The organism is Agrobacterium sp. LAD9 (genome assembly GCF_003031125.1).
In the GTDB taxonomy this organism is placed as follows: domain Bacteria; phylum Pseudomonadota; class Alphaproteobacteria; order Rhizobiales; family Rhizobiaceae; genus Agrobacterium; species Agrobacterium radiobacter.
Genome location: NZ_PHGS01000025.1, coordinates 16,856 through 42,622, shown reverse-complemented (window position 1 = coordinate 42,622; position 25,767 = coordinate 16,856). Strand labels below are relative to the sequence as shown.

At 60.5% G+C, this 25,767-nt stretch carries 21 protein-coding genes; 9 read left to right on the top strand and 12 right to left on the bottom strand.

Annotated features, from left to right (window positions below; translation table 11 throughout):
• Positions 1-49: 49 nt before the first annotated feature.
• From DA915_RS21750 to DA915_RS21740, 3 genes are all read right to left on the bottom strand, one after another.
• The gene (locus DA915_RS21750; protein WP_107677287.1) at positions 50-1,228 is read right to left on the bottom strand and encodes an acyl-CoA dehydrogenase family protein; all 1,179 of its coding nucleotides are present in this window, start codon (positions 1,226-1,228) and stop codon (positions 50-52) included.
• Entirely contained in the window at positions 1,225-2,256 is a 1,032-nt protein-coding gene (locus DA915_RS21745; RefSeq protein ID WP_080867440.1) for an ABC transporter substrate-binding protein, read from the bottom strand. The genes DA915_RS21750 and DA915_RS21745 overlap by 4 nt, the downstream gene beginning before the upstream one ends.
• Before the next feature lie 110 nt (positions 2,257-2,366).
• Positions 2,367-3,974: an ABC transporter substrate-binding protein gene (locus DA915_RS21740; protein WP_020808992.1), complete on the bottom strand. Its 1,608-nt coding sequence runs from the start codon at positions 3,972-3,974 to the stop codon at positions 2,367-2,369.
• Positions 3,975-4,245: 271 nt separating this feature from the next.
• Between DA915_RS21740 and DA915_RS21735 the strand changes: the two genes are divergently transcribed.
• From DA915_RS21735 to DA915_RS21705, 7 genes are all read left to right on the top strand, one after another.
• Positions 4,246-5,235 (top strand): ABC transporter permease, encoded by a 990-nt coding sequence (locus DA915_RS21735; protein ID WP_020808993.1) that lies wholly within the window; start codon positions 4,246-4,248, stop codon positions 5,233-5,235.
• A complete protein-coding gene (locus DA915_RS21730) occupies positions 5,232-6,227 on the top strand; it encodes an ABC transporter permease (RefSeq protein ID WP_107677286.1) in 996 nt (331 codons plus the stop codon). The genes DA915_RS21735 and DA915_RS21730 overlap by 4 nt, the downstream gene beginning before the upstream one ends.
• Entirely contained in the window at positions 6,224-7,222 is a 999-nt protein-coding gene (locus DA915_RS21725; protein ID WP_003506916.1) for an ABC transporter ATP-binding protein, read from the top strand. Before DA915_RS21730 ends, DA915_RS21725 begins: the two co-directional genes overlap by 4 nt.
• Positions 7,200-8,135 (top strand): ABC transporter ATP-binding protein, encoded by a 936-nt coding sequence (locus tag DA915_RS21720; protein WP_080864821.1) that lies wholly within the window; start codon positions 7,200-7,202, stop codon positions 8,133-8,135. The genes DA915_RS21725 and DA915_RS21720 overlap by 23 nt, the downstream gene beginning before the upstream one ends.
• Before the next feature lie 18 nt (positions 8,136-8,153).
• On the top strand, positions 8,154-9,209 hold the full coding sequence (locus tag DA915_RS21715) for an aldo/keto reductase (protein ID WP_087745737.1): 1,056 nt from the start codon (positions 8,154-8,156) through the stop codon (positions 9,207-9,209).
• 71 nt (positions 9,210-9,280) lie between these two features.
• Complete coding sequence (locus DA915_RS21710) at positions 9,281-10,519, top strand: acyl-CoA dehydrogenase family protein (RefSeq protein WP_107677285.1); 1,239 nt, start codon at positions 9,281-9,283, stop codon at positions 10,517-10,519.
• A gap of 37 nt (positions 10,520-10,556) precedes the next feature.
• A complete protein-coding gene (locus DA915_RS21705; RefSeq protein WP_107677284.1) occupies positions 10,557-11,528 on the top strand; it encodes a LysR substrate-binding domain-containing protein in 972 nt (323 codons plus the stop codon).
• Positions 11,529-11,544: 16 nt separating this feature from the next.
• Here the strand turns inward: DA915_RS21705 and DA915_RS21700 are convergent, their stop codons facing one another.
• The 8 genes from DA915_RS21700 to DA915_RS21665 form a co-directional block, all read right to left on the bottom strand.
• Positions 11,545-12,897 carry an LLM class flavin-dependent oxidoreductase gene (locus tag DA915_RS21700; RefSeq protein ID WP_107677283.1) on the bottom strand — a complete coding sequence of 451 codons (1,353 nt, stop codon included), beginning with the start codon at positions 12,895-12,897 and terminating at the stop codon, positions 11,545-11,547.
• Between the two features lie 45 nt (positions 12,898-12,942).
• The gene (locus tag DA915_RS21695; protein ID WP_107677282.1) at positions 12,943-14,538 is read right to left on the bottom strand and encodes an ABC transporter substrate-binding protein; all 1,596 of its coding nucleotides are present in this window, start codon (positions 14,536-14,538) and stop codon (positions 12,943-12,945) included.
• Between the two features lie 40 nt (positions 14,539-14,578).
• The gene (locus tag DA915_RS21690) at positions 14,579-14,929 is read right to left on the bottom strand and encodes a DUF3088 domain-containing protein (protein WP_107677524.1); all 351 of its coding nucleotides are present in this window, start codon (positions 14,927-14,929) and stop codon (positions 14,579-14,581) included.
• Between the two features lie 419 nt (positions 14,930-15,348).
• Complete coding sequence (locus DA915_RS21685) at positions 15,349-16,938, bottom strand: ABC transporter substrate-binding protein (RefSeq protein WP_107677281.1); 1,590 nt, start codon at positions 16,936-16,938, stop codon at positions 15,349-15,351.
• A 35-nt stretch (positions 16,939-16,973) separates the two neighbouring features.
• Positions 16,974-18,173 (bottom strand): M20 aminoacylase family protein, encoded by a 1,200-nt coding sequence (locus tag DA915_RS21680; RefSeq protein WP_107677280.1) that lies wholly within the window; start codon positions 18,171-18,173, stop codon positions 16,974-16,976.
• Between the two features lie 92 nt (positions 18,174-18,265).
• Positions 18,266-19,450 carry an LLM class flavin-dependent oxidoreductase gene (locus DA915_RS21675; RefSeq protein ID WP_107677279.1) on the bottom strand — a complete coding sequence of 395 codons (1,185 nt, stop codon included), beginning with the start codon at positions 19,448-19,450 and terminating at the stop codon, positions 18,266-18,268.
• Entirely contained in the window at positions 19,441-20,337 is an 897-nt protein-coding gene (locus DA915_RS21670; protein ID WP_107677278.1) for an NmrA family NAD(P)-binding protein, read from the bottom strand. Before DA915_RS21670 ends, DA915_RS21675 begins: the two co-directional genes overlap by 10 nt.
• 7 nt (positions 20,338-20,344) lie before the next feature.
• A complete protein-coding gene (locus tag DA915_RS21665; protein WP_107677277.1) occupies positions 20,345-21,412 on the bottom strand; it encodes an ABC transporter substrate-binding protein in 1,068 nt (355 codons plus the stop codon).
• Between the two features lie 357 nt (positions 21,413-21,769).
• Here DA915_RS21665 and DA915_RS21660 point away from each other — a divergent pair, with 357 nt between their 5' ends.
• Positions 21,770-23,077: an NtaA/DmoA family FMN-dependent monooxygenase gene (locus tag DA915_RS21660; RefSeq protein WP_020813150.1), complete on the top strand. Its 1,308-nt coding sequence runs from the start codon at positions 21,770-21,772 to the stop codon at positions 23,075-23,077.
• A gap of 83 nt (positions 23,078-23,160) precedes the next feature.
• On the opposite strand, the gene DA915_RS21655 is transcribed toward DA915_RS21660, so the two are convergent.
• Positions 23,161-24,189, bottom strand: a complete 1,029-nt coding sequence (locus tag DA915_RS21655; protein ID WP_060724872.1) for an LLM class flavin-dependent oxidoreductase — start codon at positions 24,187-24,189, stop codon at positions 23,161-23,163.
• 424 nt (positions 24,190-24,613) lie between these two features.
• Here DA915_RS21655 and DA915_RS21650 point away from each other — a divergent pair, with 424 nt between their 5' ends.
• Positions 24,614-25,762 (top strand): mandelate racemase family protein, encoded by a 1,149-nt coding sequence (locus tag DA915_RS21650; RefSeq protein WP_003506947.1) that lies wholly within the window; start codon positions 24,614-24,616, stop codon positions 25,760-25,762.
• Positions 25,763-25,767 lie beyond the last annotated feature (5 nt).

Below are 25,767 nucleotides of genomic sequence, written 5' to 3'. Positions count from 1 at the left end.
TGAACATGGGCGGCCCGCCCCAGACAAGGCCGCCCCGTTGCTTCATTGATCAGCCACCCGCCGCCTTGATGCTCTGACGGCCAAGAATCGTACGGATCATATGGCTCTGCGGCGCATGTGCCCTTGCCGTGATGGCATCGCGGTGATGGCGTTCAAGGTTGTAGTCCCGGCGCAGGCCGCGATTGCCGCCAAGCTCCAGCGCCATATCCGTCACCGCCACCGCATTGTCGATCACCACATGGCGAACGGCGAGCGCATCGGTTCCCACCCTCTCCCCCGCATCGACGTCGCGGGCGACGGAGAGAAGGAGGCGCCGGTTCGCCGCCAGCAGCACCTCGATCTGGCCAAGACCTTCCTGAATCCGAGGAATGGAGGACAGGGGTGCGCCAAGGCTTGCCGGAACATGGCCGTTCAGATGGCTCAACAGATCGTCCCGCGCCGAAAGCGCGACACCGTGGTAGACGGAAGCCAGCAGCACGAAGAAATTATAACCATCTGCCTCATCGCGCCGCAGCGGCTCATCCGCCGGCTGTTCGGCAACGACGTCGGCAAGCGGCACCTTCACCTCTTCCAGCACAAGATCATGGCTGGCGGTGGCGTACATGCCGGTCGCTTCCCATGCTTTTTCCTGGGCGATGCCCGGCGCATCGAGAGGAACCAGAAGCTGGACGAGGCGCGGCATCTCTTCCGTCGTCACGGCAAGCACGATCGCCCATTTCAGACCCGGCAGGCCGGTGACGAAGCTCTTGCGGCCATTGACCACCCAGACATCGCCCTCGATCCGCGCCGTCGTTTCCGGCAGGCCGCCATGGGCCGGCGAACCGACACCCGGCTCCGCCTGCGCATTGTTCAAAAGCACCGGCTCCGTGCTATTGGCGGCCAGTACCTTTGCAGCAAGTGCTGCCGGCCACTTGCCACGCCGGATCGCGGCATGAACGCTGTAGTGCATGGCGAGAATGAGAGCGGTCGACGGATCGCCCTTGGCGATGGCCGTAATGACGGCATGGGCCGTTTCCATACCCTCGCCCCAGCCGCCATCCTTTTCAGCCGTGACGAGACCAAGCAGGCCTGATTTGAAAAGCGCCTCGAAATTACCGGCGGCGAATTCGCCGCTCTTGTCGTGGTCCGCAGCAGTCAGGCTGAAATTCCCGGCCAGCGCGGTTGCGATGGCGACGGGATCGGGCCGCTGCGCCGGCGCGTTTGGGACGGCGGAAAGTGCAACGCTCATGCCACCGCCCTTTCATTTGCCGTGACGAAACGATCGTCAATCCAGTCGCCGAGATCGAAGTCGTTTTCAAGGAAGCCCCATTGGTGCAGGAAGTCCTTGTAATGGCCGACGGCGCCAACAAGATCGGCATCGAGGCCGAGACCAAGATGACGGTGAACCTCAGCTCCGTTGGCAGCCAGAACCTGTTCCTCCGTCGCGCCGGCCTCGCGCGCGATGAAACGGCGCGTTTCTTCCGGATGTTGCTCCGCCCAGAGAGAGGCCCTGGCGATGGCGTCAACCAGCCGCTCCACCAGATCGGGGCGCTCATCGGCAAGCCGTCCGTCGACCGTCAGAACCCGGGGCGAACCGGAATTGATGCGTATCTTCGGATCGGCATGAAAACCGAACTCCGCCACCTGCACGGCACCGATCAAGTTGGCGGCGGCAATGCCGGCCGTTCCCTTGACGAAAATCGCATCGACCTCGCCACGCAGCAGCGCGATGATTTCCTCGCCGAAGGATTGACGGCGCTTCAGGCCGAACAGCGACGGCCCTTCCTGCGAGGCGAGCACCGAATCCTTGATGACGATGTCCTTGAGCTCGACATCCTCAACCTTCAGCCCTTCCAGCGAAAGTGCCGAGACGATGCCCTTCAGCGCCGTCGCGCGCATGAAATCAACGATGCCCTCCGGCCGGCGCGGCACACCGAAACGACGGCCGACGAGATCGGCAAGCGAACGGATACCGGTTTCCGGCAGGGTGATGATTGCCTGAAACTCGTCCGTCCAGGTAACCCCGATGAGACGCGTATTGCGCCCTTCCGAGCGGGCGCGGATGGGAGGTACATTGCCGCCGTGGCGGAACGACCATTCCAGCGTGTGGTTGAAATGGCTCTGGCGAACGGAACGGTCAGGCGAATCGATGATGGATTTCAGCGCTATGCCGACCTCCTCGAAGGTCTGCGAAAGATAACCGAGCTGTGCCGCCAGCCCTACTGGGGTGGGCACCGGGCAGCGTGTGTACCAGATTTCAGAAAGTGTCGTGCTCATGGCTTTGGCCTCGATGAAAACGATGGCACCGGAAAGCGATGCTGCGGCGCCTGTCGACTGAAGGGACATCCCGGCCCGCACCAAAGGGCGAGCCGGGTTTGGCGAGACGATCAGGATGCGGCGATATGCGCGAAAGCGAGGCTTCCCGCCACGCCTTCTGCGCCGATGGTGTGATCGGAAATGCGCTTGTTGAAGATGGTAATCTCAGGTGCTGCGACGATGTCGATGGCCGGCACGTCTTCAACCAGGATCTGCTGGATTTCCTTCCATTGCGCGACGCGCTTGTCCGGATCAATCTCGATGGCGGCGGCTTCGAGAAGCGCATCCACCTTGGGATTGCTGTAAGCCGCGCCATTGGAGAAGGGCACGCCCTTCTTGAAGTTCTTGGACCAGTAAAGCCGCTGCACGCCGACGGTCGGATCGAAGAGATTGCTCATGCCCTCATAGGCAAAATCGAAATCGCGATCTGTGTAGATGCGCTTGGTGTAGGTGGCGAAATCCTGCGTCCGCACCGTCACATCCACGCCGACCTTCGCCAGCGCCTGGCGAATATAGTCCGCACCACGCGGATAGGCTTCGGTGCTCGGCACGTAGTCCAGATTGAGCTTGAAACGGATGCCATCCGCGCCGCGCTTGTATCCGGCCTCATCCAGCAGCGCTTCCGCCGCCTTAAGATCGATCGGATAGGTCTTCAGATCATCCACGAACCATTTCGTCAGCTTCGGATTGATCGGGCCGGTGATCGTCGCGCCATAACCGTAATTGACCGTGTTGAAGATGACGTTGCGGTCAATCACATGCGCGAAGGCGCGGCGAACGCGCACGTCCTTGAATACGTCCTTTTCGAGGTTGAATTCCACGCGGCTGATCGAGTTGGTATATTGATAGCCATTGGTCTCAAAGCCGAGGCTCGGCAGTTCTTTGAGACGGTCGAGATCGCTATAGGCGACCGGCGTGCTGGGGGCGAGATCGATCTCGCCGGTTTCTATGGCAATCGCGCGGGCAGAAGCGTCAGGAATGAAGCGGACGATGAGCTTGTCGAGATAGGGACGCGGCGCATCCCAATAATCGGCATTGCGCTCGAAAACGATATGGCTGCCGCGCACCCACTCCTTGAACTTGAACGGGCCGGTGCCCACAGGCGCGAGATTGACCGGGTTTTCGGTAACCTTCGTACCCTCATAAAGATGTTTCGGCACGATTGGCGTTTCGGCCGCCGCGAGCGCCGTTATGAGGTACGGCGCGGGTTTGGAAAGAACCAGAACCGCCGTCAGCTCGTCCGGCGTCTCGACAGCAGTGAGGTTCAGGAATGTATTGCGGCCGCGCGGATGCACTTCCTTGATGGTGTTTATGGAGAATGCCACATCGGCGGAAGTGAAGGGCTTGCCGTCATGCCATTTCACGCCGGGCCTCAGCTTGAAGGTATAACGAAGGCCATCTGCGCTCACGTCCCATGATTTGGCCAGCAGCGGTTTGGGATTGAGATCGAAACCATAGGTCAGCAGCCCTTCGGTGACCTTGGGCGATATATAGACGGAATTATAGGCCGTGTGCGCGATCGTCGTCAGCACCGGCGGCTCTGACGAGATCAGCAGCGTGGCCGTGCCGCCACGGGCCGGCTCTGCAGCCTCTAGCTTCAGCCCCGGCAATGACACCACGCCAAGCGCCACCGACGCCAGCAGAAATCCACGCCGCGTCGTCTGGTTGAAAACAGTCATGCGATACCCTCTCCTTGATTGAACCGGCGAAAAACCGACAAAACTCAACAGTTGCGCTTAGGAAGAAGTTTGTTCCGCAGACGAGAGCGTGCTTGGCATGAAGAACCAGTCATTCTCATAAATAGGAATTATCTTTTCTTTATGGCGCTTATTTTCGTAAATTTCAGAAAATAATTCTATTACTCTTTGACAAATTCCATAAAATTAGTCAACTAATACCAACACCCCAGCGGGGCCGATTTCCTGATTTCACGCTTACGGACTGGAGCCGATGTCGAATTCGAAAAGGATTTTATCGCAGGCGAGGCGGGTGGCCATTCAGGCCATTCCGACGGTTCTCGGTATCGTCATCCTGAACTTTTTCCTGCTGCAGCTGGCGCCGGGCGATGCCGCCGATGTGCTGGCCGCGGAAGCGGGTTCGGCGACGGTCGAGACCATGGCGGAAATCCGCAATCGTTTCGGACTGGACCTGCCGGTTCTGCACCAGCTGATGAATTATCTCGGCAATCTCGCGCAGTTCAGCCTCGGCTTTTCGCCCCGTTACGGTATGCCGGTTGCTGATCTCATCGGCCAGCGACTGCCCGGCACGCTTGCGTTGATGGGAGCAGCGCTTGGCATCGCAATTTTCGTTGGCGTGTTCCTCGGCTCCATCATGGCGCTGTTTTCCGGCAAGCTGCCGGACCGGATCATTTCCATCGGCTCGCTGATCTTTTATTCCGTGCCGGGCTTCTGGATCGGCCTGATGCTGATCCTGACCTTTTCGGTGAAGCTCGGCTGGCTTCCCTCGGGCGGCGACAGCACCATCGGCAGCAGCCTCACCGGCTTTTCCGCCCTGCTGGACCGGTTACGTTACATCGTTCTTCCCGCCCTTTCGCTGGCGCTTTATTTTCTGGCGATCTATGCCCGCCTCACCCGCGCGGCGATGCTGGAAGTGAAGTCGCAGGATTATGTGCGCACAGCCCGCGCCAAGGGCGTTTCGCCGATCAGGCTCACCACACGCCATATCCTGCGCAACGCGCTCATCCCCATCACCACCATGGCCGGCATGCACATTGGCGGCCTGCTCGGCGGCGCTGTCGTGGTTGAAACCGTCTTCAGCTGGCCCGGCCTTGGCCGTCTTGCTTTTGAAGCCGTCATGGCGCGCGATTTCAGCGTGCTGCTCGGCATTCTGCTCCTCTCTTCCCTCGTCGTCATCATCGTCAATGCGGCCGTGGACCTGTTGCAGGCATGGCTTGACCCCCGCATCGGAGAAAGCCGATGAATTCCTCCCGTACGTCAGCGGTTCTCGACACGGCCGAACTCGGCACTGAAGAGACCAATCCCAAACCGAAAAAGCCGGAAGAAAAGGTCTGGCCCTATATCCACGCACCGGATGCGCTTTCGGCCCGCTCCGTCTCCGTGCCTCGGCGCGGCCTGCGGCGGGAACTGAAGATTTTCCTGACCAATCCCAACGCTATCGTCGGCCTGCTGTTTCTCGCCACCGTCATCATCACCGCACTGATCGCCCCTTTGATCTATCCCGGTGATCCCTTGGAAATGGTGGCCCGCCCGTTCCTCTGGCCCGGCCAGAATGCCGCCTATCCGCTCGGCACCGATTCCATGGGCCGGGATGTTCTGGCCGGCATCGTGCATGGCGCGCGCATCTCGCTCACCGTCGGCGTCGTGGCGACGCTGATCGGGCTCACCATCGGCATCGCCGTCGGCGCCTTCGCCGGTTATTTCGGTGGCGTCATCGACGATATTCTCGTGAAGCTGATCGAAATCTTCCAGACCTTGCCCAACTTCGTGCTGCTCGTCGTGCTCGTCGCCATCGCCCAGCCCTCCGTCACCACGGTCACCTCGGCTATCGGCATCATCACATGGCCGCTGGTGGCACGCCTTACTCGCGCGGAATTCCGCGCCATCCGCGAAAAGGACTATGTGCTCGCCGCCCGCAGCCTCGGTTACGGCCATGCGCGGATCGTCTTTCAGGAAATCCTGCCCAACGCGCTGCCGCCTATTATCGTCACTTCCTCCGTCATGGTGGCGGGTGCAATCCTCATGGAAGCAGCCCTTTCCTTCATGGGGCTTGGCGACCCCAACCGCGTCTCCTGGGGATCGATGATCGGTTCCGGCCGCGATGTCATCCGCACCGCCTGGTACCTGACCGCCCTTCCCGGCCTTGCCATCGTTTTCACCGTCATTTCGCTGAACCTCATCAGCGACGGTCTCAACGATGCGCTCAACCCCCGCTTTTCGGAGGAACGCCGATGAGCAAACTGATTGAAGTCCATGATCTGTCCGTCAGCTTCGGCTCGGCCCAGCCTGTCAAAGGCGTCAGTTTCGATGTCAGCCCGGGCGAGATGCTGGCAATCGTCGGCGAAAGCGGCTCCGGTAAATCCCTGACAGCGCTCGGCCTGATCGGCCTCCTGCCATCACACGCCAAGACCGGCGGGCGGGTTCTGCTCGAAGGCCGCGAGCTGCTACCGCTTTCCGAGCGGCAATGGCGCGGCATTCGCGGCCGCGATATCGGCATGATCTTTCAGGAGCCGATGACCTCACTGAACCCGGTTTTGACGGTCGGCGAGCAGATCATCGAGGTACTGCGCATCCACGAAAAGATCGACCGGCACCAAGCGCGCAAACGCGCAATCGAGCTTCTGGAACTGGTCAATATTCCCGACGCCCGCCGCCGCGTGGATGATTATCCGCACCAGCTTTCCGGCGGCATGCGCCAGCGTGTCATGATCGCCATCGGCGTCGCCTGCAATCCGAAACTGCTGATCGCCGACGAGGCAACGACGGCGCTCGACGTGACGATACAGGCGCAAATCCTGCAACTGCTCGATAATCTCCGCCGCGATCTCAACATGGCCGTCATCCTCATTACCCATGATCTCGGCATCGTGGCGCAATGGGCGGACCGGGTGATGGTCATGTATGCCGGCCGCAAGGTGGAAGAGGGATTGCCGGAACCGGTTTTCTCCAATCCCTACCATCCCTATACGCGCGGCCTGCTTGCCGCCTCGCCGCGCGCGGAAGACGGCCAGCATTATCGCGATGGGCCGCTCATTGAAATTCCAGGCTCCATCGTTTCCGCCACGGGGGAACGCGGCTGCGCCTTCCGACCGCGCTGTCCGAGCGCCCGCGGCTTTTGCGGGCAATTCGTACCGCCGCTGAGGCAGGTTTCGGAAGGCCGTTACGCCGCCTGCCCCTTCGTTGCGCCCACATCCCAGGAGGTACCCGATGGCGCTCTTGTCAGTGCATAGCCTGTCCACCCACTATTCGGGAGGGCGCGGCACCGTGCGCGCCGTCGATGACGTCTCGCTCGATATCGAGGCTGGCGAAACCGTCGCGCTGGTCGGCGAATCCGGCTGTGGCAAATCCTCGCTCGGCAAGTCGCTGATGCGTCTGGTCGAGCCATCTTCCGGCCGGATCACCTTCAAGGGCGCCGACGTCACGGCAATGACATCGTCCGAACTGCGCGGTATCCGCCGCCGCATCCAGATGATCTTTCAGGACCCCTTTGCCTCGCTCAACCCGCGCCAGACCGTGCGCACCATTCTGACCGGGCCGCTGAAGGTGCACGGTATCGGAGACCGGGCGCGCCAGCGGGAAATCGTCGAAGCCATCGTCACGCAGGTCGGTCTGCCGGCGGATTCGCTCGACCGGTATCCGCATGAATTTTCCGGCGGCCAGCGCCAGCGCATCGGCATTGCCCGCGCGCTGGTTCTGGAACCAGAACTGGTGGTCTGCGACGAGCCGGTTTCAGCGCTCGATCTGTCGATACAGGCGCAGATTCTCAACCTTCTGGTGGAGATGAAGAAGCGGCTTTCGCTCTCCTATCTCTTCGTTTCCCACGATCTGTCCGTGGTGCGTTATTTCTCCGACCGCGTGCTCGTCATGTATCTTGGCAAGATCGTGGAAAGCGCACCGACATCGGAACTCTGGGCCTCGCCCAAACACCCCTATACCCGTGCGCTTCTCGCCGCCGTTCCCGATCCCGCCCGCCGCAAGCAGGCCGCCCCCATCTCGGGTGATCTGCCGAGCCCGCACGATCCGCCATCCGGCTGCCGGTTTCACACCCGCTGCCCGCTCGCCACCGATCTCTGTCGCGAAAAAGCGCCGGATTACACCCTTTTCGGCAAGAACCACGCCGTGGCCTGCCACCATACCCAATAAACTGAAGGAGCAACCATAATGGTCGACTATCGCTATCTCGGACGCAGCGCGCTGAAAGTTTCACCGCTGAGCCTCGGCACGATGATGTTCGGAGGCCCCACGCCGGATGACGTGGCCTTCCGCATCATCGACAAGGCACGCGAGCAGGGCATCAACTTCATCGACACAGCTGATGTCTATCACGACGGCAAGTCGGAAGAAGTCGTCGGCCGCGGCATCAAGGCCAATCGCGATCACTGGGTTCTGGCAACGAAATTCGTCAACTCCCACACCAAGGGCCCCAACCTCGGTGGGCATTCTCGGAAGTGGGTGATCGAGACCGTCGAGAATTCGCTGCGCCGTCTCAACACCGACTATATCGATATCCTCTATTTCCACCGCGCCGTCTTCGATGCGCCGCTGGAAGAGCCGGTGCGCGCCATCGCCGATCTCATCCATGCAGGCAAGCTGCGTTACTTCGGCGTGTCGAATTTCCGCGGCTGGCGCATCGCTGAAATTTCGCATCTGGCCGACCAGCTCGGCATCGACCGGCCCGTTGCCAGCCAGCCGCTCTACAATATCGTCAACCGCACGGCGGAAGCCGAACAGCTGCCGGCCGCCAACCATTATGGCCTTGGCGTGGTGTCCTATTCACCGCTCGCACGCGGCGTGCTGACAGGCAAATATCAGCCGGGCGAACAGCCGGGCGCCGATACCCGCGTCGGCCGTGGCGACAAGCGTGTTCTGGAAACGGAATGGCGTCCGGAATCGGTCGAAATCGCCCAGAAGGTCGCGGCCCATGCTGCATCGAAGGGCGTTTCGGCGGCGGATTTTGCGCTCGCCTGGGTGCTGAACAACAAGTTCGTCACCGCCGCGATCACCGGCCCGCGCACCGAGGAGCATTGGGACGGTTACGTCCGTGCGCTCGATGTGAAGATCGATGCGGAAGATGAGGCGCTGGTCGATAGCCTCGTCACGACAGGCCATCCCTCGACGCCCGGTTTCAACGATCCGAGCCATCCCGTCGAAGGCCGCGTGCCGCGCAATCTCGAACCGGCACACCGTCCGGCGCTGAAGCCCCGCGCGGTCGCTTGATCGTCCACAGACGAACATGCCTGCGGCGCGACCGTGCCGCAGGCTCTCACATCCGCTCAGGGAAAACCGCAATGTCCAATCCGAAACTGCAGACAACCACCACCGACAATGCCGGCGTGCCGAGCCGGGACGAGATTCTGGCCCGGGCAAAGGACATTGCGGCTATTGCGGCAAAGGATGCCGCCCGTCGCGAACGCCAGCGGGAACTTCCCTTCGACATCTTCGCCCTTATCAAGGAGGCGAAGATCGGCACGCTGCGCGTTCCCGAAGCCAAGGGCGGACCGGGCGGCTCGATTGCGGATTACATCGAGGTGCTGATGATCCTTGGCGAAGCCGACAGCAATATTCCGCACGCACTTCGCAGCCATTTCAATTTCACCGAGAACCTCGCTCTCTCCCCCATCGAACTGGAGGACCGGCGGCATCTCGAACATGTTCTCGCCGGCAAGCTCTTCGCGGGCGCCAGCACCGAACAGGGCACCAAGCGCCCCGGCGAAATCACCACGCGTCTCAGCGCCGATGGTGAGCGTTATCGCCTTAACGGCCGCAAATGGTATGCGACCGGCACGGCCTTTGCCGATTTCGGCACCTTCAGCGCCATCGGTGACGACGGCCAGCCGATCGGCGTGCTCATTCCGCTCGATCGCGCCGGCATCACCATTCTCGACGACTGGGACAGCATGGGCCAGCGCATGACGGCAAGCGGCGGCGTCCTGCTGGAAAATGTCGAAGTGCTGCCGCATGAGCTGACGACCCGCAAGCTCGGCAGCCAGATCGGCCGCCACAGCTCGGCCATGCGGCAGCTGCACCTTGCCGCCTCCGCCGCCGGCGCCGTTCAGGGCGCGCTCAAGGACGGCGTCGATTATGTCTTGCGGCAGGCGCGCACCACGCTCCACAGCAGCGCGGAAACAGCCAATCAGGATCCCTTCGTGCAGAAGATGCTCGGGGAAATCAGCGCCGGCGCTTTCGCCGTCAAGACCCTGATACGTGAAGCGGCCAGAACGCTCGACCGCAGCGCCATCGCGTTTGCCACCGGCGACGAAGAGGCCATAGAGGCAGCCCTGCTGGAAGGCTCGCTCGCCACCGCCCGCACCCAGATCATCGCCTCGCAGCTTTCGCTGACGGTCGCCACCAATCTCTACGAACTCGGCGGCGGCTCGGCGACGTCAAGCGATCGGAATTTCGATCGCCACTGGCGCAACATCCGCACCGTCTACAACCACAACCCGCTTGCCCACAAGGCGCGTGTCATCGGTGATTATTACCTCAACGGCACCACGACGCACCTTAAGGAAGGCCGGGTATTCTGACCATGCCGGAGGTCCAGGCGGCAAAGGAGAAACAGCAATGAGAACGGAGTTTGTCGCTCCCGCCGGGAGCCGGACGGCTTTTCGCCTGCCGACACTTTCCCGGCTGCCGCCGCTGACGGCCTTGCGCGCCTTTGTCGTGGCCGCCCGCCACGCCAGCTTCTCGCGGGCGGCGGAGGAACTGCATGTATCAACCGCTGCCATCGGCCAGCAGGTCCGCATTCTCGAAACCCATCTCGGCCAGCCGCTTTTCAGCCGCCAGCGCGGAGAGTTGCTGCTGACCGATGCCGGCAGCGCACTTTATCCCGGCCTTGCGGATGCCTTCGAGACCATGATCGGCAGCCTTTCCGACCTGATGGTTTCGAACGCCAGACCGCAGCTGAAGGTTCTGGCCGAGGGCTGCTTTGCCGCCCGCTGGCTGGCACCGCGGCTGGGAAGTATCGTTCCGGCGCTGGGAGACGTCGAGCTTTCCATCGAATCCCTTGATGGTGAAACCATCGACCTCACCCATTTCGACGCCGATTGCGCGATCGTCGCTACTTCTGCGCAAATTCCGGGTTTCATCCATGAGCCACTTTTCACCGACACGGTCAGCGCCGTCTGTACTCCGGACTTCGCAGCCCGCCATGGGCTTGCAGGCGAACCGGAGCGATTGCGGGATCTCGGCTTTGCGATGCTGCGCGGCAATGGTCTGGACCCGGCATTCGAATGGGCAAACTGGCTTCGCGCCTGCCGCATTCCACTCAGGATTTCGGCGACGGGTCCGCGTTTTTCACGCCAGACCGCACTGATAGAAGCGATCTCATCCGGCCACGGCATCGGTCTTGTGCGTCACTCGCTGATTTCCGAAGACCTGAAAACCGGGCGCCTGATCGCCCCCTTCGGCGCGCCGCAGCCGACCGCCAGCCGTTATCACCTGTTGACCAGTCCTGACAGGCGGCGGCTGCCGGAGGTTGCATCTCTACTCGCTTTGTTGCGCGAGGATATGCACTCTCTTGAGGCCGCCGCCTGAACACGCCCGTCCCACCTCAGGCGCGTTCCCTTTGCAACTCTCTGGCCGCGTAAATGTTCTCCGGTCGGGGCAGGCCATAGTGGTCACGCAGCGTATCACCCTCATATTCCTCGCGGAACAGACCACGCCGTTTCAGGATCGGAACCACCTCGTCCACGAAGATATCGAACCCGCCGTTCAGCCAGGGCGGCATGATGTTGAAGCCGTCGGCCGCGCCCTCGCGGAACCAGGTTTCTATCCAATCCGCCACCTGTTCCGGCGTTCCGGAAATCACCTTGTGCCCGCGTCCGCCGGCAAGCCGGTGCAGCAATTGCCGGATCGTCGGGTTCTCCCTGTCGATGACGTCGAGAACCAGTTGATGGCGGCTGCTATCCGCCTGCGCCCGCGTCGCCTCGACTGCCTCTTTCGGCAAAGGCTTGTCGAGATCGGCGGATGAGAGATCGATGCCGGTGATGCGCTGCAATTGCTTGAGCGAAAAGGCCGGCTGGATGAGATCGTTGAACGAAGCCTCCAGCTTGCGCGCCTCCTCTTCCGTGGAGGCGATGAAGGGGCTGATGCCCGGCAGGATTTTCACATGGGCGGGGTTGCGCCCGGTGGCTGCAACCCGCCGCTTGATATCGGAGTAAAAAGACCGCGCACTCTCCAGAGTCTGATGCGCGGTAAAGATCGCTTCGGCATAATGGGCGGCAAAGCCGCGCCCTTCCTCCGAAGAGCCGGCCTGCACGTAAACCGGCCGTCCCTGCGGTGAACGGGGCACGTTCAGCGCGCCGCGCACCCGGTAAAATTCGCCGTCGTGATTGGCGGGATGGATGCGGTCGGTCTCGGCAAACAGACCGCTCTCCTTGTCTGCGACGATGGCGTCATCTTCCCAGCTATCCCAGAGCTTCGTCACCACGTCGACAAATTCAATAGCCTGACGGTATCGATCGGCATGCGGCGGGTGCTTCTGGAGGTTAAAGTTGCCGGCCGCCGCATCGGCCGAAGTCGTCACGATGTTCCAGCCCACGCGGCCGCCGCTGATATGATCGACCGAAGCAAACAGTCGGGCGAGATTGTAAGGCTCGTAATAGGTGGTTGAGGCCGTGGCGATGAAGCCGATCTTTTCGGTGACGGCGGCGAGGGCAGCCAGCATGGTGATAGGCTCCAGCCGGTGGCGGGCGGCATAGCGGATATTGGCGTCCAGCACCGGCGCATCGGCAAAGAAGATGGCGTCCAGCTTTGCTGCCTCGGCCTTGCGGGCAATATCCTGATAGAGCTTTATGTCGGTGACGCGGTGGGGCTCCGAGTCCGGATGCCGCCAGGCCGCCTCATGATGTCCGCCCGGATAGATGAACGCATTGAGAACCAGCTTTTCGGATTTTCTGCTCATGGAAATGACCTCTTCTTCGCTCTACGAACCGAAAGGTGAGGAGGCTCACGCCTCCTTCGTCACCCACGCCTTGGCGAGATTGCCGCTCAGCCCCTCCGCCCCGGTCGCATAACCCTTGATGCGAACGCTGCCGACGACCGGCTGGATGGGTGAGACCAGATTGATGACGGGAAGATCCTTGGCGACAACGGCCTGAAATTCCTTGAAGAAGGCGGCGCGCTTCTCGATGTCAGGCTCCACCGCCGCCGCTTCCAGCAGTCGGTCGACTTCTGGATTGGCGTAATGGCTGGCATTCGAGAACGGCAGGCCGATCTTGAAATTTTTGCTCCAGTAGACACGCTGCACGCCGGCTGTCGGATCGAAGGTATTGGAGAGGGATTCCACCGAAAGATCCCAGGCGCGGTCGGTATAAACGACCTTCACATAGGTGCCGAAATCGAACTTCTGGATATCCGCCTCGATGCCAATCTTCGACAGCGCCTGCGCGATGAAATCCGAATAGGTCTGCGGATTGAACGGGTTGGTGGTGACCCTGAGCTTGAAGCGCTTGCCGCCGTCCTTGCGCGGAAAGCCTGCCTCATCCAGCAGTTTTTCCGCCAGCGCGATATCGAATTTGGCAAAACCGATATCGGGATTGTGGAACTTCGCAAGGCCGGGGCTGATCGGCGTCGGCGACGGCACGGCATAACCGTAAAGCACGGTATCGATGAGCGCCGGAACATCAATGGCATGGGCAATCGCCTGCCTGACCTTCAATTCCTTCAGATATTCGTTCTCAAGATTGATCACCAGCTGGTTCTGCTGGCCGGCATAGGCATAGATGCGGTCATCCACTTTCAGCGTCGGGATGGATTTCAGCCGTTCCAGATCGGCAAGAGCGACCGGGTTGGGGCCAATGTCGCCTTCCCCGGTTTCCAGCGCCGCCGCGCGTGCGCCCGCATCATTGATGAGGCGGATGATGACGCGGTCGAGATAAGGGCGCGGTGCATCCCAGTAATCGGCATTTTTCTCCAGCAGAATATGGCTGCCCGGCACCCATTCCTTCAGCACGAAGGGACCGCTGCCGATGATTTGCGCCGGCTTCGGGTTATCAGTCGGTTTGAAGGTCTCGAAGATGTGCTTCGGCACAACAGGCGATTCCGAGGAGGCGAGCGCCGTGATCAGACCCGGCGCCGGCTTGGAAAGTTTCACCTTCGCAACAAGCGGATCGGATGTATCGACGCTCTCGACATTTGCGAAAGTCGCCCGGCCACGCGGATGGGCCTCCTTCAGCCGCAGGATGGAAAATGCCACATCCGCCGATGTCACCGGTTTGCCATCATGGAATTTCGCCTTTGGCTGCAGGTGAAAGACATATTCCAGCCCGTCGGCCGAAACGCTCCATTCCCTGGCAAGGCTCGGCTTGGGCGAAAGCTCGTAGTCATAGGTCAGAAGCCCGTCATAGATCTTCGAGCCGATGAATTGCGGGCCGCCCGCGCTCGTATTGATGGCCACGAGCTGGGTCGGCTCGGGAAAATAAACGATCTTGAGCGTGCCGCCCGAAACCGGCTCTTCGGCGGCGGCAAAAGAACCGCCCGGAAGCGCCACGAATGCGCCGGCGGCAAGTGCAATTTTATGAAACTGGCGTCGGGAAAAGGTCATGTCTGTCTCCGAAAAAATCCGATATGCGAGGTGCGGCAGCTCAATGCAGCTGCGGGAACCCGTGGCGCTCGGCGAGGATTTGCAAAATACGTTTGGTGTCCTGAATGAAGTGCGTGTCGCCCCTTGCGGTCGCGTCACCGGGTGCATCGCCAGCAAAGATGAGCAGCGGCAGCGACTGGTTTTCCTCCCCCACGGCGGCGATGACCGCCTCGCGCGGGCGCTGAAAACCGACTCGGTGAATATCGATGCCGGCGGCAAGATCCGGAAAGGCGGCAAGCAGGCCTTCGATCTGGTTACAATGCGGGCAGACGAAGCGGACACCGGGGTACTTTGGGTCCTCAAAACCGGGGGCGATCAAAAAAAGCGTATCCTTGGCCATGGCATCCATCATTTGCGGTGAGATTTCCAGCGCACAGTGCAGGCGGCCAAAGCGTGGGTCCAGAAAGCAATTCTTGCTTTGAAACGAAGAATTCCTTTGCGCTAAATTATTGATGAAACTTATTTTTTCGAAATTTCCACTGGTGACATCGCCGTTTCGGCCGACATGTTTCATGCGCAAAGTTTTTCTCGAAAACGGGCGTGCCGCGCGAAGGCGCAAAAAGGATGGAGGGCGAATTTCGGCAATAAAAAACCCGGCAGAATTGCCGGGTTAATGTTGATGATCGCAGACCCCCTCTTCCGTCATGCCGGGCTTGACCCGGCATCCAGCCACGGCGCATCTGTGCCGTTAAGAAAGTCTCTCGCGATCAAGGACTTGAGCGGGCTGGATCCCGGATCCAGTCCGGGGTGACGGAGTTTGGATGAAAACACTCACTCCTTCTTCCAGGCCGTCGCCAGATCCCCATAGGCAATGTCGATGGTCGTCACGAGGGACTGCAGACTGGTGTTGCGTAAAATGACTGTCGGCAGGGCGACGATCGAGAAATTCGGCAGATCGTCCCCGGTGATTTTCTGGATATCGTGGAATTGCCCGGCCCGCTTCGTTTCATCGACCTCGATGGCAGCAGCACGGAAGAGATCATCCACCTTGGGGTTGTTGTAGTGGGCGGCGTTGACATAGGGAGCGGGGTTCTTGATGCCGTCGGACCAGTAGAGGCGCTGCACGCCTGCCGTCGGATCGAACAGCCGGCTGATGCCGTTCACCGTCAGGTCAAAACCGCGCTCCGTATAAACGCGCTTGATGAAGGTGGCGAGATCGCCTTCGAGGATATCCACCTTCACGCCCAGTTTGCCGAAGGATGAACGCAGATATTCGGAGGTCTTGCGGAAGACGTCTGACGGCAGGAAGGCAAGCCGCAGCGAAAAGCGGGTGCCATCCGCGCCCTTCGGATAACCGGCCTTGTCCAGCAACTCATTCGCTTTGGCGAGATCAAAGGGATAGGTGAAGGGCTTTTCGTCATTATAGGCAGTGAAGACCGCCGGGATGTTTGAACCGGCTGGTTTGGCCGTCCCGAAAAAGATGGCATCGTTGATGAAATCGCGATCAATGGCATGGGCCAGTGCCTGCCGGACTTCCTTCTTCGCGAGGATAGGATTCTCCAGATTGAACTCGAATATGGCGGCGTTGTTGAGATAGGCGTCGGTATAGACCTCCACCGCAAGTTTCGGATTCTGCCGCAACCGCTCCAGATCGCTGTAGGAGACATCGGCGGTGTAATCCGCCTCACCGGTTTCGACCGAAATGGTGGTGGAGGCCGCATCGGCGACGAAGCGCGCCACGAAACCGTCGAGATAGGGCAGATCGGCCTGCCAGTAATTCGGGTTCTTCTTCAGCTTCACATAGCTGCCGCGTTTCCATTCCTCAAACACGAAGGGGCCGGTGCCGACAGGCGCGTTGCCGTTCGGGCTCTCATTGTATTTTTCCGAGGTATAGGCATGAGTCGGCAGAATGGGCGTTTCGCCGCCCGTCAGCGCCCTCAAGAGATAGGGTGCGGGTTTGGAAAGCACCACCACGGCCGTCAGTGGATCGGGCGTTTCGATATCGGCAACATTGGCAAAGGTGATGCGTCCGCGCGGGCCAACCTTCTTGAAGGCCAGCAGGGAAAATTTGACGTCCTGCGACGTGAAATCCTTGCCATCATGCCATTTGACGCCCTTGCGCAGCTTGAAAGTGTAGCGCAGCCCATCGGCTGATGTTTCCCAGCTTTCGGCCAGAACCGGATGCGGTTTGAACTCGCTGTCGAACCGTACCAGTCCTTCGAGGATTTTCGTGGAGATGGCGCGGGTTCGTGTGTTGGAATCGGAAAGCGGCACCAGCGTCGTCGGCTCGCCAAGGCCCGCAAGGGTAACGATCCCGCCTTTCTTCGGCGTTTCCGCCGCCAGCACCGGCAAGGACGGCAGCAGCATGGCCCCGGCAAGGGCAGCACTCAGAAGCAATGTCTTACGTCTTGTAATATCCATGGATGTTTCCTCTTGCAGACTTGTTTTTTAAATTTTCAGGCAGCCTTCAGCCGGGTCTCCACCAGCCGGGCAAACAAGGTGGCGCCGACGGGCAGGATGTCGTCGTCAACGATAAAGCCGGGATTGTGGGCGGGCACGGTGCCGGAATGGCCGAGGGTGAAAAATGCGCCGGGTGCGTGTTTCAGGAGATCGGCGAAATCCTCGCTGCCCATGAAGCGGCCAGGCTCCGTGGAAACGCGCTCGTCTCCCAAAACCTCGCGCGCCACGCCAGCGACGATATCCACCGATGCGTCATCATTGGTCAGGACCGAGAATATGTCGCGAATATCCACCTCGGCGGTGAGGCCATGGGCGGCAGCAACGTGATCCGAGATGGTGCGGATGCGCTGCCTTATGGTTTCGCGCACGCTGTCGGAGAAGGCCCGCACCGTCCCGGCAATCGCCGCCGTTTCGGGAATGACGTTATAGGCTGATCCCGCCTCGATACGCGTGATCGACAACACGGCGGGATCGGTCGGCGACACGTTTCGGCTGACAATGGTCTGCAGCGCCTGGATAAGCTCACCCGTCGCCGGCACCGGATCGCGAGAGACATCGGGATGTGCCGCGTGAGCGCCCCTGCCCTTCAACCGGATATCGAAGAAATCCGCTCCTGCCAGAATGGTGCCCGGCGAAACCTTCAGGTGATTGGGCGCGGCATGGGTGGAATTGTGCAGCCCGTAAATCTCGTCAACGGGAAAATCCTTGAACAGCCCGTCGGCAATCATGGCGCGCGCACCGCCCAGACCCTCTTCGGCCGGCTGGAAAATAAACACCACCGTACCGGCAAAATCGTGGGTTTCCGCCAGATAGCGGGCGGTGCCGAGCAGGATGGTGGTGTGCACATCATGCCCGCAGCCGTGGAACTTACCAGGATAGACGGACGCATAGGGCAGGCCGGTTTCCTCCGGCATCGGCAGGGCATCCATATCGGCCCGCAGCCCGATGGAGCGGTTGCCTGCATGCCGGCCGCGCAGCACACCGACCACGCCGGTCTTGCCATAACCGCGATGGACCTCGATGCCCCAGGAAGCGAGCTTTTGGGCGACGATGCCGGACGTGCGCACCTCCTCGAAACCGATTTCGGGATGCTGGTGCAGATCGTGGCGGATGGAGACAAGTTCGGGAACATAGGTCCCGATCCGATCAAGGATTTTAGGAGCGGGCGTTTTGATGGGATCGACGGCGATATTCACGGTATCTCCTCAGGGCAAAAAAGTATCGTTTTCGCAATCGGGCGATTGCGAAGGATTGGCTTCGGATATGGAAAATCAGGGCTGGAAAGACGTCAGAGCCTCAGGCCAGCCTCCTTCATCAAGGGCAGAATGCGCTCGGCGAAATAGTCGAGGTCTTCGCGGAAATCGTAGAAATTGAGCTGAACGCCGTCGATCCCTGCCTTTTTAAGACCGACAAGCTGCTCGACCACCTGCTCGGGCGAACCGATGATTTCGATATTACCGCCGAGATTGCGCCCCTGCTTGTGGCGCGCATCGCCGCGTCCGCGCCAGGCATGCGCGTCGCTATCATAATTATTGGTGGCGAAGGCGCGGGTGCCGGGCTGCGGTTTTCCGGCCTCGATGGCATCGGCATAGGCTATCGCTTCCTTCTCCGTGTCGCGGCTGACGATGATCGGATTGATGATCGTCTTCACCTGCCGGCCATAGGCTTTGGCGCGGTTCTTGACGGTGGCGACATGATCGGGAAGCGTTTCGAGCGCACTGTCTATATGCGCACCACCTGGCGAAGTGACGAAAACCAGATCGGAATGACGGGCGGCGAAATCGATACCAGCGGGCGAACCGGTCGCCGTCACCAGCGGCGGGCGGCCAAAGGCGGGCTTCGGCGTGATCCAGCCATTGTTGATCGCCCAGGGATTGAGCTTGCCTTCATAGGAGAAGTTTTCGGTTTCGCCCCACAGGCGATGAAGCACATCGAACAATTCTCCGGCCATATCGTAACGCTTGTCATGGTCGATGCGCTGCCAGCCGAACATTTCATGCTCAACGGCGCGGTGGCCGGTGACGATGTTGATGCCCCATCGTCCTCGAGCAATGTGATCCAGCGTCGCGCCATATTTGGCGAGATGCAGCGGATGCAGAGGCCCATAAAGCACATGGATGGTGGAGATCAGCAAAATGCTCTTCGTGACCGCCGCCATTGCGCCGAGCGCGATGAAACTGTCGAGCGAGGATTCGCCATCATAACCACCCTTGGGCAGCCATTGCGTTCGGCTGAAAGCAATTTCGAAACCAAGCTCTTCCGCACGCTTCACCAGTTCGACGTTATAATCGAAGGTCCAGCTGTTGCTGGTCGGCAGGCTGGAGAAATTGATGTCCTGCAGATTGAGGAACAGGCCCAGCATCAGCGGCTGCTTCGCCGCGCGGCTGAGCGGGCTGTCTTCGAAATCGGCCGGGCTTTTCAGTTCAAGACCTTTCAGCTCGGGACCTTCGGGCAATGGAACAGTCAGCGCCATGTCTTTTCTCCCTCGGAATTGCCGCCCTGCGGGGCGGTCGCCGCCAGCCGGGCGCGCAGATAATCTTCGACGCCGCGGGGCAGCCGGTCCGTAATCTGGTGGATGGTATCGGTGACCGATGCGGCGAGACCTTCGCGGATGAGCTCTCCGAATTCACCGATCGCCGTCTGTTCAAACCCACCGATATGGGGCGGAAAGGCCGGGGCGGCATGATGGGAAATCCCGACAGGGCGATGCAGGATACGCGCCGCGATGCGGGCGATTTCCAGCGCCGTCAGGGCTTCGCCGCCGGTCAGCACAAAAGTACCGGAAACCAGCGCGCTTGATGTCAGGGCGTGAACGGCGACATCGGCAATATCATCGGCATCAATGAAGGAGACGGCCGCATCGCCAAAGCGGGCGGGCACATCCTCCCCCTTGCGCAGCGCGGCGACAACGGGCTCCAGCGCAACCTGCATCCAGGCGTTCGGCCGCAGCACCGCATGCGCGATGCCGCTTGCGGCCAGATGCTGTTCCACCTCTGCATGGGCCGCCCCCGAAATGGAGCGTGCGGCATTTTTAATGGTCCAGTCGGAACCGGATATTTTCACGATCCGCGATACACCGGCGGAAAGAGCGGCATCGATGACCGCCTTCTGGTCCGCCGCGAGCGTCTCTCCGATGGGGGAAAGCAGGAACAACCGGTCTATTCCCCGCGCAGCTTCTTTCAGGCTGGCAGGATCGGAAAAATTGCCTTCCGAAATATCGACCCTGTCGCCCCAGAGCTTCAGCGCATCTTCTCGCCGGCGGGTCAGCACGCGAACCTCTGCGTGATTTTGCAAAAGACGGCTGACGACCCGTTGCCCGAGCTTGCCGGTTGCACCTGTCACAAGAATGGTGGATGCCATGGCTCCCTCACTTTCCGGCGCTGTGCTGCGTGGCGTCTTGCAGTAAAGAAAGGGCGCGTGGATCAGCCCATTCCTGCACGTCGAAATCTTCGGGGATGAATTTCCATTCCAGCAGGAAATCCTTGAAGTGGCTGAGCGCATCCAGCTCGGTCGGATCGAGATCGAGCCTCAGATTGCGATGCACATCCGCCCCATTCGCAGCCAGAACCGCCTCCTCGCTGACGCCGATCTCGCGGGCGATGAAACGCACGGCTTCGGCCGGATTGTCATTTGCCCATTGGGCGACACGCTGAACCGTAGCCACCAGTTCCGCCACCAGATCGGGCCGCTCATCGGCAAAGGTGGCGTCCACCGTTAAGGGACGCGGGGTGCCGTTGTTGATGCGGATTTTCGGATCGGGGTGAAACCCCGTCGACACCACGACCTGCGCGCCGATGAGATTGGCGACGGTGACGCCTTCCGCTCCCTTGACGAAAAACGCGTCGATCTGGCCCCGGTGCAGCGCTGCAATTTCTTCGCCATAGGGAAGCCGCCGGCGCAGACCGTGAAACCGCTCATCCGCTGGGCCGAGCAACACCGGTTCTTTAGCCGTGAGATCGACAAGCTCGACCTCCGCGACGGAGAGACCCGAGACCGTCAGCGCCGACACGATGCCCTTGAGCGATGTAGCGCGTTGGAAATCGATGGTTTCGTTCGGGCGCTTCGGCAAACCGATGCGCCGCCCCTTCAGGTCGCTGCCCTTGCTTATCCCGCTTGCGGGCAAGGCAATGACGGCCTGGAACTCATCGGTTCTCGTCAGCCCCACCAGCCGGGTTTTCCGGCCACTGGATTTCGCCCAGATCGGCGGGATATTGCCGCCCTGACGGAAGGACCAGTCTAGACGATGGTCGAAATGGCTCTGGCGAATGGCCGGATCGGCCGCATCGCGAATGGAGGAAACAGAGATGCCATGGGTGGCGAAACTTTCCTCAATCCAGCCGAGTTGCGCCGCGATGGAAAGCGGGGTGGGCGCCGGGCAGCGTGTGTACCACACGGTTACGGGTTGGGTTACCTGGCGAAGGGCGGCATCAGCCATGGCGTTCGTCCTCGAAATTGCGATCTGAACGGCACGCTACACGCCATAAGATATTTTCTATAGATAAAGTGTACTATTTCAGGTGCGATTGAGGAAATTCGTTTCCATCTTGTCACGTCTTCACCGGGATGACGGAATATCCTTTCGATGGTGGCAGGATTTCGGGTCGGATCATCGCCCGGACTCTATCCGCTCTTTAAGTCCACTGCAGCTTGGCTGCCGCTACTGATGAAAGTTTTTCTTCTCCGAGCAGCAAGGATTTTTAACTCGCGGGCCGAACCCCGGCTGTTACGCTTTCATGCAATTGCACCGGCCGTGGCCGGAAATCCCAGCAGACCGAGAAGAAAAAGTAAAAGCATGAGCAAGACCAAACGCCGGCTCAATCTCAATGTCGGCATCAACACGACCGGATACCTCGCCAACGCCTGGAAATACCGGAGCGGAGATCGGCACGACATCAACGAGATCGGATATTACCGGCGGCTGACGGAACTGGCCCACAAGGGCCGGTTTGACGCCGTTTTCCTTTCTGACCATCCCGCATTGCTGACCGACCCGGCAAGCCGGCCCTTTCACACCATCGATCCGCTCATTCTCTCCACATCACTTGCCGCGCAGGTGCCGGATATCGGCTTTGTGGCAACGATATCCTCCACCTATAACTCGCCCTATAACTTTGCCAGACGGACCCAATCCATCGATCTCGTCACCGGCGGACGGCTGATCGTCAACATCGTCTCCTCCTTCAATCCCAATGTCGCCGCCAATTTCGGCAACGACCCGCTGCCGCCGCGCAACGAGAGATATGCCAAGGCCACCGAATTTCTCGATGTCGCGAAAAAACTCTGGTCGAGTTGGGATCCGCGCCGCGAAGGCGAGGTGCCAGAAGAGCGTTTCTGGGATGCGGCGACGGCCGAAACCATCGATCACGAGGGGCAATATTTCCATGTAAAAGGGCCGCTCAATGTTCCGCGCGGACCACAGGGGCATCCCGTCATCGCGCAGGCCGGCGCCTCCGAAGGTGGCATCGATCTCGCCGCACGCCATGGCGAGATCATCTATTGCAACATATTGTCCCGGCCGGCGGGCCAGGCCTTCGGCAAGAAGGTCCGCGACCGCGCCGCCTCCCTCGGCCGCGATCCCTCCGGCATCCGCATCGTTCCCGGCCTCGTTGTCATTCTCGGCGAGACCCGGGAGGAAGCGTTGCGCAAACACGAACTATACAGTGGAGCCGGTTCGGAAGACGGGCTGCTGGCGCGTTTCGCCAGGGAAAACGGCATTGATCCCCGCGATTTTGATCCCGATGCAAAGCTCGATGCAGAGCGTTTCATCCCGGACCAGAACCGGCAGTGGGCGGTGGGCATGGGGCTTGGCCTTTCCGACCTTTTGACCCACGAAAAGCTCACAGCCCGCGAGGCCGTACGCCGTTCGGAGGGACACCACCGGTTGCTACTCGGCACGCCAGAAGATGTGGCGGATGGCATTATCGATCTCTGGCAGGATGGCACGGTGGACGGCTACACCCTGCAGCCGCCGCGCGCGCCAGACGATATTGCTGAATTTGTCGAAAAGGTCGTGCCAGTGCTGCAGGATCGCGGTGTTTACCCGCGCGAATACGAAGGCGCGACAATACGCGACCGCTATGGCCTGCCCTATCCCGACTGAATAGGATGTGGCGCAGCTAAGGCGCCACACGTCCATCTACTGCCGCTTCCCGCTGGAAGCGGGAGTGGCGGGAACGGGAAATATTATTGGCCGGTCACCACTTTCAAAACGGGCCGCCCGCCGGAAAGCTGCGGCAGGACGGAAGCGAAATCCGTGACGATCTGGCGATAATCTTCCGGCTGGAACTCATAGGGTAGTTCAAGACGGAACTCCGAGACGAGCGGCAGAACGGGATCGCGCGACAGTTTCTCCAGAATTTCGTCCGTCGTCCCAACGATATCGGGCAGGAAAAGCGTGCGGCGCGCGCCATGCGCCGTGGTCGTACGCTTGTCGCGCTCGGCGGCGAATTCCTCGTAACGGCGGCGGGTCGCGGGGCTGGCGCTATCCGTCGGCAGGATCACGCGCCCGAGAGCAACACGCGGTTGACGCTCATGCGCCCACTCCTGCCGGAAGCGGGCAACGAGAGCAGCCTGCGCAATCAGAAAATCATCGGTATTTTCACCGCTGACGATATTGCCCGTCAGAAGATTGAACCCTGCCTTGCCCGCCCAGCGGGCGGAATTCTGCGACCCGCCACCATACCATAACCGATCCGACAACCCTTCGGCGACTGGCCGCAGGCGCGGCACCTGCGCACCGGCCGCATTGCCCGCTTCCGTCTCGCTGGACAGCGGTTCCGATCTCAGAGCCCTCGCCAGCTTTTCGGCGCGGGCATGGCTGTAATCCGCATCGGGAACCGTATCGACATAATCCGAAATGAGATGGGCGAAGGGCGGTGCGCCCACGGAAACCCCGACATTCAGCCGCCCACGCGACAGCACATCCACGGTGGCCAGATCTTCCGCCAGCCTGAAGGGATTTTCGTAACCAAGCTGAATGACGGCGGTGCCTAATCCGATCCGCTTAGTGCGCTGCGATGCCGCTGCAAGAAAAGTGGCCGCCGAGGAAACGCCCCGTTCCAGGTGGCGCTGGCGAACCCAGGCGCTGTGATACCCCAGCGCCTCCCCGGCTTCAAAAAGCTGCAGGGTTTCTTCCAGCCCCTGCGCCGGATCGTCGTCCTGATAATTGCCGGGAACGAGAAAAGCGAAGTGGGAGATATGGGAAAGGGGCATGGTTGTGCATCCGGAAACGAGTGTTGAAGCTCAGCGGCGCAGATGCAGCCATCCTTGTTGCGGGACAGCCGTTCAATGCGGCGCATGCTCACGCAGAATGCATGATGACAGGCACGGCTGGCACGGCATGTTCGTTTATAGTCCCGGTCATTGTTGAAAGATCATTGCGCGATTTAATAGTCTACTAAAATTATAGATTAATCTCGGATAGCATAGGCCGCGCCCACCCGATTTTCTTCTGCGAAGCGGCAAAATCTCCCCAACCACCCTCTCCACCGAATATCTGTGCAACACCGCCTGTAAATGGCCTTGATTTTTCGCGGCAACATGTAATACAGATTATCATACATGTTGACAAATATCGCATACATGTATGACATTGCAGCAACCGCAAACGCTGCCATACCTGCATGAGGGAGGAATTATGATCATCACCGACGTCGAGGTCCGTGTTTTCCGCACGACGACCCGTCGCCACTCGGACAGTGCCGGTCACGCGCATCCGGGTCCGGCGCATCAGGTGGAACAGGCCATGCTGACCATCCGCACGGAAGACGGTCAGGAAGGTCATTCCTTCACCGCGCCGGAGATCGTTCGCCCGCATGTCATTGAAAAATTCGTCAAGAAAGTCCTGATCGGTGAGGATCATCGCGACCGGGAACGGCTGTGGCAGGACCTTGCCCACTGGCAGCGCGGTTCGGCCGCACAGCTGACTGACCGCACGCTGGCGGTGGTGGATTGCGCGCTGTGGGACCTTGCCGGCCGCTCGCTCGGGCAACCTGTATACAAGTTGATCGGCGGTTATCGCGACAAGGTGCTAGCCTATGGCTCCATCATGTGCGGCGACGAGCTGGAAGGCGGACTGGCAACGCCGGAAGATTATGGCCGCTTTGCCGAAACGTTGGTGAAGCGTGGCTATAAGGGCATCAAGCTGCACACCTGGATGCCGCCAGTAAGCTGGGCGCCGGATGTTAAGATGGATCTCAAGGCCTGCGCGGCCGTGCGCGAGGCGGTCGGCCCTGATATTCGGCTGATGATCGACGCCTTCCACTGGTATTCCCGCACCGACGCGCTGGCTCTCGGGCGCGGTCTCGAAAAACTCGGCTTCGACTGGATCGAAGAGCCGATGGATGAGCAGTCGCTGTCCTCCTACAAGTGGCTCTCCGACAATCTCGATATCCCCGTCGTCGGCCCTGAAAGTGCGGCCGGCAAGCATTGGCATCGGGCAGAATGGATCAAGGCCGGTGCCTGCGATATTCTGCGCACCGGCGTCAACGATGTCGGCGGCATCACCCCGGCGCTCAAGACCATGCATCTGGCCGAGGCTTTCGGCATGGAATGCGAAGTGCATGGCAACACGGCCATGAACCTGCACGTTGTCGCCGCCACCAAGAATTGCCGCTGGTACGAGCGCGGCCTGCTGCACCCCTTCCTCGAATATGATGACGGCCACGACTATCTGAAGTCGCTGTCCGACCCGATGGATCGCGACGGCTTCGTGCATGTCCCTGATCGGCCGGGCCTTGGCGAGGACATCGATTTTACCTTCATCGACAACAACCGGGTGAGGTAACGGGC